This window comes from Streptomyces sp. NPDC001514 (genome assembly GCF_053597075.1).
Window position 1 is genome coordinate 36600 of sequence record NZ_JBSFHO010000046.1, and the last position, 12042, is coordinate 48641.

At 68.7% G+C, this 12042-nt stretch carries 11 protein-coding genes and 1 tRNA gene; 2 read left to right on the forward strand and 10 right to left on the reverse strand.

Going from position 1 to position 12042, the window contains the following annotated elements:
* Positions 1-771 carry a transcriptional regulator gene (locus ACWCXB_RS33540; protein WP_450727762.1) on the reverse strand — a complete coding sequence of 257 codons (771 nt, stop codon included), beginning with the start codon at positions 769-771 and terminating at the stop codon, positions 1-3.
* 109 nt (positions 772-880) lie between these two features.
* Positions 881-955: transfer RNA gene (locus ACWCXB_RS33545), tRNA-Leu, on the reverse strand.
* 99 nt (positions 956-1054) lie between these two features.
* Between ACWCXB_RS33545 and ACWCXB_RS33550 the strand changes: the two genes are divergently transcribed.
* Positions 1055-1720 (forward strand): ANTAR domain-containing response regulator, encoded by a 666-nt coding sequence (locus tag ACWCXB_RS33550; protein WP_450727764.1) that lies wholly within the window; start codon positions 1055-1057, stop codon positions 1718-1720.
* Positions 1721-1793: 73 nt separating this feature from the next.
* On the opposite strand, the gene ACWCXB_RS33555 is transcribed toward ACWCXB_RS33550, so the two are convergent.
* From ACWCXB_RS33555 to ACWCXB_RS33590, 8 genes are all read right to left on the reverse strand, one after another.
* Positions 1794-2510: an ABC transporter ATP-binding protein gene (locus tag ACWCXB_RS33555; protein WP_450727766.1), complete on the reverse strand. Its 717-nt coding sequence runs from the start codon at positions 2508-2510 to the stop codon at positions 1794-1796.
* A complete protein-coding gene (locus ACWCXB_RS33560) occupies positions 2510-3523 on the reverse strand; it encodes an ABC transporter ATP-binding protein (protein ID WP_450727768.1) in 1014 nt (337 codons plus the stop codon). The genes ACWCXB_RS33555 and ACWCXB_RS33560 overlap by 1 nt, the downstream gene beginning before the upstream one ends.
* 2 nt (positions 3524-3525) lie before the next feature.
* Positions 3526-5355: a branched-chain amino acid ABC transporter permease gene (locus ACWCXB_RS33565; protein WP_450727770.1), complete on the reverse strand. Its 1830-nt coding sequence runs from the start codon at positions 5353-5355 to the stop codon at positions 3526-3528.
* A gap of 5 nt (positions 5356-5360) precedes the next feature.
* Positions 5361-6290 carry a branched-chain amino acid ABC transporter permease gene (locus ACWCXB_RS33570; protein ID WP_450727771.1) on the reverse strand — a complete coding sequence of 310 codons (930 nt, stop codon included), beginning with the start codon at positions 6288-6290 and terminating at the stop codon, positions 5361-5363.
* Between the two features lie 103 nt (positions 6291-6393).
* Entirely contained in the window at positions 6394-7632 is a 1239-nt protein-coding gene (locus ACWCXB_RS33575; RefSeq protein ID WP_450727773.1) for a branched-chain amino acid ABC transporter substrate-binding protein, read from the reverse strand.
* 211 nt (positions 7633-7843) lie between these two features.
* Positions 7844-8446, reverse strand: coding sequence for a Tat pathway signal sequence domain protein (locus ACWCXB_RS33580; RefSeq protein ID WP_450727775.1), 603 nt, complete (start codon positions 8444-8446; stop codon positions 7844-7846).
* A complete protein-coding gene (locus ACWCXB_RS33585) occupies positions 8443-8850 on the reverse strand; it encodes a hypothetical protein (RefSeq protein ID WP_450727777.1) in 408 nt (135 codons plus the stop codon). The genes ACWCXB_RS33580 and ACWCXB_RS33585 overlap by 4 nt, the downstream gene beginning before the upstream one ends.
* A gap of 55 nt (positions 8851-8905) precedes the next feature.
* On the reverse strand, positions 8906-9787 hold the full coding sequence (locus ACWCXB_RS33590) for a trypsin-like serine protease (protein ID WP_450727779.1): 882 nt from the start codon (positions 9785-9787) through the stop codon (positions 8906-8908).
* A 205-nt stretch (positions 9788-9992) separates the two neighbouring features.
* On the opposite strand from ACWCXB_RS33590, the gene ACWCXB_RS33595 reads away from it, so the two are divergent.
* Positions 9993-11951, forward strand: coding sequence for a Xaa-Pro dipeptidyl-peptidase (locus ACWCXB_RS33595; RefSeq protein WP_450727781.1), 1959 nt, complete (start codon positions 9993-9995; stop codon positions 11949-11951).
* The last annotated feature ends 91 nt before the right edge of the window (positions 11952-12042 follow it).

The following is a 12042-nucleotide window of genomic DNA, read 5'->3' on the forward strand; positions in this document are numbered from 1 at the left end:
TCAGTACTTGGGGCCGACGTGGGCGTCCATGAGGGCGACGGATTCCCTGCGGGCGACGGAGATGTTGCGGGCGTTGGTCCGCGTCCACGCGACGCCTACGCCATCCAGCGCATCTGTGAACAGCCTCATGATGTCGGCCGAGAGGTTGGTGAAGAAGTACCGCGGATACTCGTAGCGCTTCCGCTCGCCGCCGACCACTCGGGTGGTCCAGTTGGTGATCCGGCATCCGTCGGAGTGGATGAGGCCTCGGATGAACTCCCAGGGGTGGGTGTCCACGATCTGCTGCTGCCAGGATTCGAGAGCGATCTTGCGCTCGTGCTTCTTCCCTGGGCCGTGTTGCGGGAAGAGGCACGGCCAATGTCGGCTGTAGCTGGTCACCGACACGCAGCCCTGCTTCTGGAGGTTGTACACGCCGGCTCCCGGGAGCGTCGCGGTGATGGCCTCCCGGCATTGCTCAATGAGCCCCGGCCAGGCGTCGGCGCATGCGATCCGGAGGTGGTGGCCGCCGCGGGGGTGCGCGCTGATACAGCCGTCTCCCAGGTAGAGGCCGAAGAGATAGGCGTACGCCCCACGATCCTCTGGTAACCCCGGATCGGGGCGGCACCTCGCGCAGGGGTCGGCTTGGGCGACCATGCGGGGCAACGGTTCGATGCGCGTGAGCCAAGCACGTATCGCCCAGCGTGAAATGCCCGTCTGCTTGCTCACGGAGTTCAGGCTGCGGCCTTGGGCCACGAGCGCCAGGGCGTGCTTACGGGTTTCCAGGTCGTACATATGACCGAGCGTGGCGTGTTCTTGCGCTGCTCGGTCGATAACCGCGGGTAGCTCACGCGGTCAGGTGAATTCCGGCGAATCTGTCGTGACCTTGGAAAGGAAGGAAAAGTGCCCCGGGTCGGACTCGAACCGACACTGTATGGGTTTTGAATCCATTGCCTGCTGCCAATTGGGCTACCGGGGCTCGCAGAATCGAAGGTTTCCCTCGACCCGCTGCCTGTCCACCTTACCGCAGCTAGGTAGGCTCTTGGCAGCAGTAACCTGCCCCGTACCAAGGAGTACCGTGACCGCCCCCGAGCCCGAGTCGCACCAGCCCGCCGCCGACGACGACAACGCCACGTCGCACGTCCCGCCGCTGACGACCCGTGTCGTCATCGCCGAGGACGAGGCGCTGATCCGCCTCGACCTCAAAGAGATGCTCGAGGAAGAGGGCTACCAGGTCGTCGGTGAGGCGGGTGACGGGCAGACGGCCGTCGAGCTGGCCCGGGAGCACCGGCCGGATCTGGTGATCCTGGATGTGAAGATGCCCGTCCTGGACGGGATCTCCGCCGCGGAGAAGATCGCCGAGGAGTCGATCGCGCCGGTCCTGATGCTGACCGCGTTCTCGCAGCGCGATCTGGTCGAGCGGGCCCGGGACGCCGGGGCGATGGCGTATCTGGTGAAGCCGTTCAGCAAGAGCGATGTGGTGCCGGCGATCGAGATGGCGGTGTCGCGGTTCGCGGAGCTGAAGGCGCTGGAGAAGGAGGTTGCGGACCTCGCTCAGCGGCTGGAGACGCGGAAGCTGGTGGACCGGGCGAAGAGTATTCTGCAGACGCAGTACGGGCTGACGGAGCCGGCGGCGTTCCGGTGGATCCAGAAGACGTCGATGGACCGCCGGCTGTCGATGCAGCAGGTGGCGGAGGCGGTCATCGAGGACGCCGAGGAGAAGAAGGCCGCGAAGGGGCAGTAGCCGGCCCCTGGTACGTACGAGGAGGCCCGCACCCCCGGTCGGGGGTGCGGGCCTCCTCGCGTATCCGTACGGCTCAGTCCTCGCCGAGGTAGGCCTTGCGGACGGACTCGTCGTGGAGCAGGTCCTGTCCGCCGCCGGAGAGGACGATCTTGCCGATCTCCATGACGTGGCCTTGGTCGGCCAGGGAGAGCGCGGCCTGGGCGTTCTGCTCGACGAGCAGGATGGTGGTGCCCTGTGCCTTGAGCTCGGCGATGGTCGCCATGATCTTCTGCATCATGATCGGCGAGAGGCCCATGGAGGGCTCGTCGAGCATGAGCAGCTTGGGCTGGGACATGAGGGCCCGGCCCATGGCGAGCATCTGCTGTTCTCCGCCGGAGAGGGTGCCTGCCGCCTGCTTCCGTCGTTCCCCGAGGATGGGGAAGAGGTCGTAGGCGCGCTGGACGTCCTTGGTGATGCCTTCCTTGTCGTTGCGGAGGAAGGCGCCGAGGAGCAGGTTGTCCTCGATCGTCATGCGCGGGAAGATGTGCCGCCCCTCGGGGGAGTGGGCGAGTCCGAGCGAGACGATCTGGTGGGCGGGGGTCTTCTTCAGCGACTTGCCGTTGAACTTGATCTGGCCGCCGACGGGCTTGAGGAGCCCGGAGAGGGTGCGCAGCGTGGTGGTCTTGCCGGCGCCGTTGGTGCCGATGAGGGTGACGACCTCGCCCGCCTCGACCTTGAACGAGATGCCCTTGACGGCCTCGATCTTGCCGTAGGCGACGCGCAGATCCTCGACTTCGAGCAGTGCGGTCATCAGTCGTTCTCCTTGCCGGTGCCGCCGGAGGCCTGGGCGGTGTCGCTGTCGCTGTCGCCTTCGGTCGTTGCCTCCGGCGCGTCGTCCGCCGCGTCGTCGCCCGCGGTGTCCGTGGCGGTTTCGTCGGCGTCGTCCGTCGAGTCGGTCTCGGCGGCGTGCGCCTCCGCCTTGGCGACCTCTGCGGCTTCCTCCTCGCCCGGTGCGCCCTCGAAGGGCTCGCCCAGGTAGGCGGCGATGACGCGCTCGTCGCTCTGGACGGTGGCGCTGTCGCCCTCGATGAGCTTCTCGCCTTGGACGAGGACGGCCACGCGGTCGCAGAGGTTCATGATGAACCGCATGTCGTGCTCGATGACGAGGACGGCGATGCCCTGGTCCCGGATGGCGAAGATGAGTTCTTCGGCGGCGCGGGTCTCCTGGGGGTTCATGCCGGCGGTGGGCTCGTCGAGGAGCAGCAGTCCCGGCTCGCTGGCCAGTGCCCGGGCGATCTCCAGCTTGCGCTGCTCGCCGTAGGGGAGGTTGCGGGCGAGGTGCTCGGCCTTGGGCGCGAGGCCGACGAACTCGAGGAGTTCCATGGCCCGCTCGCGCGAGGCGGCTTCGGCCTTGTGGAAGCCGGGGCCGCGCAGCAGGGCGGACCAGAGGCCTTCCTTGGTGCGGGTGTGGCGGCCGACGAGGACGTTTTCCAGCACCGTCATGTTGTTGAAGAGACGGATGTTCTGGAAGGTCCGGGCGATGCCGGCGGCGGTCACTTTGAAGGACTTGGGCGGCAGGACCGTGCCCTTGTACCGGACTTCACCCTCGGTGGGGATGTAGAGGCCGGTGAGGCAGTTGAAGAAGGTGGTCTTGCCGGCGCCGTTGGGGCCGATGAGTCCGACGATCTCGCCGCTGTTGACCGTGAGGTCGACGGAGCGTACGGCGGTGAGGCCGCCGAAGCGCATGGTGACGCCGCGGGCGTCGAGGACGGTCTCGCCGGTCGGTGCCGGGGCGGTCGCTTTCGTGGTGGTGTCGGTGGTCATGTTCAGGCACCTGCCTTGGTGAGGGCGGCGGGCGCTTCCTCGTTCTCGTGGAATTCGAGCTGGCGGCGGCGGTTGGGGATGAGGCCCTCGGGGCGGAAGCGCATCAGGAGGATGAGCGCGACACCGAAGGCGAAGAGCTGGTATTCGCCCATGAACTGGAGCTTGTTGGGGATGAGGTAGAGCAGTGCGCCGCCGACGAGCGGACCGCTGATGGTGCCCATGCCGCCGAGGACGACCGCGGCGAGCAGGAAGGCCGAGTTGGGCGGCACGACGTGGGCGAACTGGTACTGCTCGGGGGTCACGGTGTAGGTGACGTGGGCCTGGACCGCGCCGGCGAGGCCGGCGAGCGAGGCGCCGAGGGCGAAGGCGACGAGCTTGACGCGGAAGCCGTTGATGCCCATGGCTTCGGCGGCGGTCTCGTCCTCGCGGATGGCGACCCAGGAGCGGCCGATGCGGGACTCGGAGCTGCGGCGGAAGACCACCACGACGACGAGCGTGATCAGCAGCATGAGCAGGAAGTAGTTCGCGAACCGGCCGATGGTGAACCCGGCGATGGTGTGCTCGGCGCCGAAGTCGAAGCCGAGGATGTTGAGGTTCGGGATCGAGGAGATGCCGTTGGAGCCGTTGGTGATGTCCGGGCCGGAGGTCCCGTCCATGTTGTTGACGGCGATGCGGAAGATCTCACCGAAGCCGAGCGTCACGATGGCGAGGTAGTCACCGCGCAGCCGCAGGGTCGGGGCGCCGATGAGGACGCCGAAGACCATGGATGCGGCGGCGCCGACGAGGATGGCGGCCCAGAACGGCAGGTGGAGGCCGAAGGGGGACGACGGGGAGCCGGAGACCATGGCGGCGGCGTAGGCGCCGACGCCGAGGAAGGCGACGTATCCGAGGTCGAGCAGGCCGACGAGGCCGACGACGATGTTGAGGCCCAGGGCGACGGTGGCGAAGATCAGGATGTTGACGCCGATGGTCGCGTACTGGTCGTCGGACTGGGTGAAGGGGAAGGCCGCTGCGGCGGCGAAGGCGCCGACCATGGCCACGTTGCGGTGGCGGGCGGCGATCGCCGAGACGCGCGCCGCGAGTCCGGCCTTGTTGAGGGCTGCGAAGCCGAAGCAGGCGGTGATGAGGAAGCCGATGAACAGCTCGTCGTACTCGGTGCCGATGCCGTAGGTGAAGACGGTGAGTCCGAGCGCGAGCACCGCGGTGAGGACGAGGATCTCGGCGTACGCGGGCAGCTTGCGTGCCGGCGCGGGTGTGCCGGCCGCGAAGGCGGCCTTGACGACCGCCCACTGGTTGCCGCGGGCGTTGTGCATGAACTGTTCCCAGGCGGTGTCCTCCGGGTCGGCCGGCTCGCGCGTGGGCCGGTCGAAGGGCAGTGCCAGTGCGCCGATGAGGGCGGCGAGGCTGGCGACCGCGACGAGGAAGCCACCGGGCTCGAGGTTGACGAGGCCGCCGAGCTTGATGCTGATCGCGAGGACGGTGTACCAGGCGGTGGCGAAGGTGCCGAGTGCGGCGAGTTTGATCGCCGCGTCGGCTCCGGCCGGGACCAGCCAGCGGGTGCCCTTGACTCCGTACGACGCGAGGCCGAGGAGGGCGGTGAGGGCGCCGCCGATGAGGACGAGCCACTGCAGGCCGCCGGGGTAGCCGTAGACCGTGAGGTCGCCGGGGAATGCGGCGGTCCAGGTCCAGGCGGTGAAGGCGGAGACGACGGTGAGGGCGCCGCCTGCGGTGGCGGTGGCCCGTGCGATGTTCGGCGGCAGGGCGATGAGGCCGGTGCGCGCGTCGGCCGCGGAGGTGCGCGGGGTTTCCGCGGTGGTGGTCTCAGTAGTCATGTTGATCACGCCCTGTCCGCCACGCGCTCGCCCAGCAGACCCTGGGGCCTGAAGAGCAGCACGAGGATGAGGAGTACGAACGCCCAGACGTCGGCCCAGGCCTGGCCGCCGAGCTGGTGCATGCCAGGGATGTCGCTGACGTAGGCCGTGGCCATGGTCTCCGCGATGCCGAGGACGAGCCCGCCGATCATGGCGCCGTAGATGTTGCCGATGCCGCCGAGTACGGCGGCGGTGAAGGCCTTGAGGCCGAGCAGGAAGCCCATCTTGAAGTTGACCTCGCCGTACTTGAGGCCGTAGGCGACGGCTCCGATGGCGGCGAAGGCGGCACCGAGGGCGAACGCGACCACGATGATGCGGTCGGTGTTGATGCCCATGAGCTTGGCGGTGTCCGGGTCCTGGGCGGTGGCCTGCATACCGCGTCCGGTGCGGGTCTTCATGACGAAGTAGCCGAGGACGGCCATGGAGATGGGGGCTGCGACCAGCAGGAAGACGTCACCGGTCTGGATGGTGACGCTTCCGAGGTGGAAGGGGCCACCGGGGATCTCCGGGAAGGACAGGGAGGACTTGGCGCCGGGGTACCACGCCCATACGGCCTGCTGGAGGGCGAGGGACAGGCCGATGGCCGTGATGAGCGGTGCGAGTCGTGGTGCGTTGCGCAGTGGCCGGTAGGCGAAGCGCTCGGCCCCGACGGCGATGGTGGTGGCGACGATGATCGCGCCGATGATCATGAGTGGCAGGGCCACCCACATGGTGGTGCCCGACGGGAGCATCAGCCAGACCGTGAGGGCACCGAAGCCTCCGGTCATGAAGATCTCGCCGTGCGCGAAGTTGATGAGCTGGACGATGCCGTAGACCATCGTGTAGCCAATGGCGACCAGCCCGTACATCGATCCGAGTAGCAGGCCGTTGACCAGCTGTTGCGGCAGTTCGTTCACCGCAGGTCCTCCGAAGTCTTTCGCCGGATGTGACTCCGCGCGGGGCGCCAGTTTGCAGCGCCCCGCGCGGCCAAAATGTGTTGCGGGTTGTTGATCAGCCGGTTCAGCCCGTGAAGGTACCGGACTTGACGGGGGCCCAGGCGCCCGCCTTGTACTCGTAGACGGTGAGCTGCTTGTTGGTGGCGTCACCGTACTCGTCGAAGGAGACCTTGCCGGTCACACCGTCGAAGGAGACACCCTTCATGGCGTCGAGGACCTTGGCGCGGGCGTCCTTGGCGTCGGGCAGCTTGCCGCCGTTGTCGTCGACGATCTTCTTCACGGCCTCGATGATCGCCCAGGCGGAGTCGTAGGAGTAGCCGCCGTAGGCCTCGTAGGCCTCCTTGTAACCGGCCTCCTTGTAGTTCGCCACGAACTCCTTGGCGGACGGGAGGGTTTCGACCGGCGCGCCGACGGAGGTGGCGAGGTCGCCCTCACCCTCCTTGCCGGAGAGCTTGATGAACTCGGCGCTGTAGATGCCGTCGCCACCGACGAGCGGGATCTTGGCACCGGCCTTCTTGATCTGCTTGCTCAGCGGGCCGGCCGCCGGGTACTCACCGCCGTAGTAGACGACGTCCGCACCCGAGTTCTTGATCTTGGTGGCGACCGCGGAGAAGTCCTTGGTCTCCGGGTTGACGTGGTCCTCGCCGGCGACGGCGCCGCCCAGCTTGGTGAACTCGGCCTTGAAGGTGGCCGCGAGACCGGCACCGTAGGTCTTCTTGTCGTCGACGACGAAGACCTTCTTCTTCTTGGCGTCGTTGAACAGGTACTGCGCGGCGAACGGGCCCTGGATGGCGTCCGTGGTGGCCGTGCGGAAGTACGAGTTGTAGACGCGCTTCTTGGTGCCGGTGTTCCAGGCCGGGCCCTGCGTGAGGGCCGGGTTGGTGTTGGCGGGGGAGACCTGGACGAGCTTGGCGTCGTCGAAGACCTTCTGCATCGACTCGGCCACCGAGGAGTTCAGCGGGCCGACGACGCCGAGGACGTCCTTGTTGGCGACGAGCTTGGTGGCGTTCTGCTGGCCGGACGAGGGCTGCGCCTGGTCGTCGAGGGCCTCGATCTTGAAGGTGACGCCCTTGACGTACTTCTTCTCGTTGGCCTGCTTGGCGGCGAGGTCGACCGAGTTCTTGATGCCGAGGCCGAGCGCGGAGAGGTCGCCGGTCAGGGGCGCGTCGACACCGATGACAACGGTGGTGTCGCCACCGGCAGCGGTGCCTCCGCCATTGTCGTCGCGCGAGCCACAGGCGGTGAGGGTGAGTGCCCCCGCGGCGAGTGCAGCGGTTATGGCTATGAGCGAACGTTGACGCACTGTCTGGTCCTTTCACCTGGCACGGCGGCTCCCTTGTGGAGTGCCGAGTCGAGCGCTGGACCCTCACTGACAAGGAATCCGGTGGCGCGGTGACTGGCCGTGACTCTAAGCGGGTAAATGGGAATTCAGCACTGGTCTGCCGAGGCTGTGACGCTCTTGTTATCCCGAACGGATTTGCGGGATGGAGTGCATGACTGTTTCCCGTTTTTGGTCATGACAGCCGTGGTGGTTGCTCGCAGTAGTCGGTCACGGCCCGCCCCAGGTCCCGTGCGTAGTGGTCGCCCAGGATGAAACTCTGGTCCTGTTTTGCGCGGGCATTACGCAGAGTTACATCGAGGAAAGCGAGACCGGCATTCCGGGGCGCTTTTCCGCAGTCGTCCACGTTGATCACGATGTCCACACTGTGGACAGACCCGGCTTTCACCGTAAAAGGAGGGTTCGGGGAGGCTTTGAGCCGCAGGCCTGCCGACGGCTGCCGGATGTTCTCGACCGTGACGGGCGGGCCCGCGCCGACGGTGATCCGTACGGAGAAGCGCAGCACACCGTCGGGGCGGCGGGGGGCCGGAGCGGGGCCCTCGTACGACACGGAGACCACCTGCGCAGGCCACGGGCCGGGATCGGGGCGCGGGCGGGTGACGTAGAGGTAGGCGGAGCCGGCGGTGACCGTGAGGAGCAGCAGGACGGTCAGGATGATGCGGCGGTGGCGTGCGGGGAGTGCCGCCCATGGCCCGGCCGGTCCGCGGCGGGGCGAGGGCCCGGGGGTCTCCGCGACGTACGTGTGCTCACCGGGCTCCACGGGTCCGACGCCGCTCATTGCCACGGCCCGCCGGTCGGTACACCGTTGCGGTAGCGCTCCGTGCAGCGCTCGTCGGCCTGACGGTCGATCAACGTGCGGGCGGAGCCGGGACCGTTGCGCCGCTTCTCGGCGCGGGCGGCGTCCAGCGTCTCGCGCAGGATCTCGTACTGGGCGTTGGACAGGCCCATCGACTGGTAGTCGCCGTAGCCACCGGCATCGTCAGTGAGGAGCTCGTGGCCCCACTTGGTGATGAGGGTGGTGCACAGCTCCTGGGGTGAGGTGGTGCGCGGGGAGGGCGTGGCGGGGGTGCCGGCGGGCTGCGCGGCGCCGCCGGAGCAGCCCGCGCCCAGGGCCGCGAGAACACCGGCGGCCAGGGCCGCGCGAACGGCGGCCCTGGCCGGGCGGTACGCCTTGTGCCTCATGAGGGAACGCTAGGACCTCGCCTGCGGGGGCACAACATCCCGTGCACGCGGGGTCTCAGGGCAGTGCCACGAAGGGGGAGAGGAAGGCGCGGGCGCCGGGGGTGTCGAGCCGGTACGTCACGTTCGTGGCGTAGCAGGGCATGTCACCGGTGATCGTGGTGGCGACGAGGGTGAGCTTGCCGGACAGGGTGGCGAAGTTCGGGCCGCCCGAGTCTCCGTAGCAGGCGCCTCCGTTGCCCTGCGGGGCGGTCATGGCCAGCCGCAGCCAGGCGTCGTTGAGCGCGTTGTAGGTGACCGGGGCCTTCATCCGGACCCCGCCGCCCGGGTGGGTGTGGCCGCCGGGGCCGCGCTGGGCCTCCTGGGTGCCATAGCCGGCGACGAGGAACGAGGTGTCGTTCAGGCCCTGCGGACCGAGCGCCGCGAGCGCCCCGGCCTTGGGGAGCGCGGCCGGGGTGAAGGACCAGCGGGACTTGACCTTGGCCGCGGGCAGTTCGATCACCGAGATGTCGTGCGTGTCGGAGGCGGGCCCGGGGTAGGCCGGGTGGCTGTGCGCGGTGCCCTGGACGGCGACGGCGTTCGCGACGGCGGCCGGGTCGCCCGGGTGCTCGGCTGCGGCCTTGTCGAGTCCGGACTGCACGTCCTGGTCAAGGGAGACGTAGAACTTCACGTTCGCCGGCCAGTCGGTGGTGCAGTGCGCGGCGGTCAGGAAGGTGTTCGCGTCGATCATCGTGCCGGAGCAGACCCAGTCGACACGGTCGGGGGTGGCCGGATCGCCGTCGTTGTCCCACGTGGCGACCAGGGCGCCCACCTCGGTGCGCTCGGGCGCGGGCGTGGCGTTGTACGAGTTGATGGCCGCTGACGGGATCGCGGTGGCGAGGACGGCGGCACAGGCGGCCGCGGTGGCGGCGGTGAGCGCGGTGGTGCGTACGGCGGTCAAGAAGAACCCCTCTGCGTGTCGTGGGGACGGGTGACCTCCTGTGGGGAGAGCGACAGTGAAGCGTTGATCGGGCTGCTGGGGCAAGGGGGCACGGGGGCACGGGTGTTGGCGGTGTCGTGGTCTGGTGCGGCTGGTGGGGGAGCGGTGGAATGTGTCCGCGCTTCCCGCGTGATCGTCCCCTACCCCGGCCCTGGAGGCAGGCACGATGGCGAGACCCACCCGAATGCGTACGGCCCGGACATCCCGCTTCGTACGGGGAGTTCGGACATGGGGGTCGGCGGCTCTCGCCGCTTCCCTGCTGACGGCGCTCCCCGCGCCCGCCGCGCAGGCGGACGCCCCCGCCCTCAGCATTGTCGGCAACGAGACCCGGCCCGTCTTCTCCCGTGCTGACGCGATATATCAACAGGTCGACATCGAGACCGAGGTGGACAGCGACGGCGACGGCCGCCGCGACACCGTGCGGATGCGGATCCTGCGGCCGAAGGAGACCGACGCGGGACTGAAGGTCGCCACCGTCCTTGAGGCGAGCCCCTACTGGGCCGGCGGCAACGATGTCCAGAACCACGACGTCGACGTGGACGAGGACGGGCTTCCGTCGGGCAGGCGGCTCGCGCCGACGGGACGGGTCCCGGGGCTCGTGGGCCCGTACGCGGAGTCGGGCGCCCTGGGGGAGAGCGGACCGTCCGTCGTCTGGTCCGGATACACGGACAACTACTTCCTGCCGCGCGGCTACGCGGTCGCACAGGTCGACAGCCTCGGCACCGGCGGCTCCACCGGCTGTCCGACCTCCGGTGGCCGCAACGAGACCCTCGGCGCGAAGGCCGCCGTCGACTGGCTGAACGGCCGTGCCAGGGGCTGGGCCCTGGACGGCAGTCCGGTCGGAGCCGCCTGGGCGACCGGGAACACGGCGATGATGGGGATCTCGTACAACGGCACCTTGCCGACCGCCGTAGCGGCCACCGGCGTCGAGGGGCTCAAGGCGATCGTGCCGATCTCCGGGATCTCGTCCTGGTACGACTACTACCGCGCCGGTGGCGGGGTCGTGGCGCCCGGCGGCTACCAGGGCGAGGACACCGATGTGCTCGCGAAGTACGTCTACACGCGCGCCGACCGGGAGATCTGCAAGCCCGTCCTCGACCGGCTGACCGTCGAACAGGACCGGGTCACCGGCGACTTCAGCCCCTTCTGGAAGGAGCGGGACTACCTGAAGGACGTCGGGAAGATCAAGGCCGGGGTCTTCGTCGTGCACGGCGGCAACGACTGGAACGTGAAGACCCAGCACTTCGGGCAGCTGTGGGACGCCCTGAAGAAGCATCATGTGCCGCGCAAGCTGTGGCTGCACCAGGCGGGCCACGTCAATCCGATGCCGCTGCGTATGGAGGAGTGGCTCGATCAGCTGCACCAGTGGTTCGACCACTGGCTGTACGGGCTGGACAACGGCGCCCTCACCGCTCCCCGTGTCGACGTCGAGCAGGCGGACCTCACCTGGCGGCAGCAGTCGGAGTGGCCGGCGCCCGGGACCCGTGACCTCACTCTTCGGCTGAACGCCGACGGGCTCTCGCCGCTTCCGGGCGGGCCGGTGCGGCAGACGATGACCGACGCGGGCCGTACGGTGCCTGCCGAGCAGTTGGTCGCCGCCCCCGGCACGGCCCGCCCGGACCGGCTCGCGTACACGACGGGACCGCTCCCGGCCGATCTGCGCGTGAACGGTGTCCCGGAGGTGTCGGTACGGGCCTCCCTCGCGGGCTCGTCACCGTACGTCACTGCGCTGCTGGTCGACTACGGGACCGCCACCCGTGCGACCGCCGGGACCGTCGCGGACTCCTCGCAGCTCATCTGCTACGGCGAGGGCGTCCCCGGTGACACCGGCTGCACCTACCGGACCAGGCACCGGACCGAGACCGCCGACTTCAAGATCGTGTCGCGCGGCTGGCTGGACATCCGGAACCGTCACTCCCTCGAGCGACAGAGCCAGGTCGTCGAGGGAAGGGAGTACCGCCTGGAGTGGGGGATGCAGCCGCAGGACTACGTCTTCGGGAAGGGACACCGCTTGGGCGTGGTGCTGATCTCCACCGACCACGACTACACGCTCCGGTACCCGGCCGGGACGGAACTGTCCGTCCGGGCCGGGGTCAGCAGCGTCACGCTGCCGGTGAGCCGCTAGGTGTATTGACCCGCAGCGTTGTTGACGCGGCTGATCGGAGGTTGCCCTCCGATTGCGGTGTGGCAGCGGTGGTGGTTGTAGGTGTGGAGGA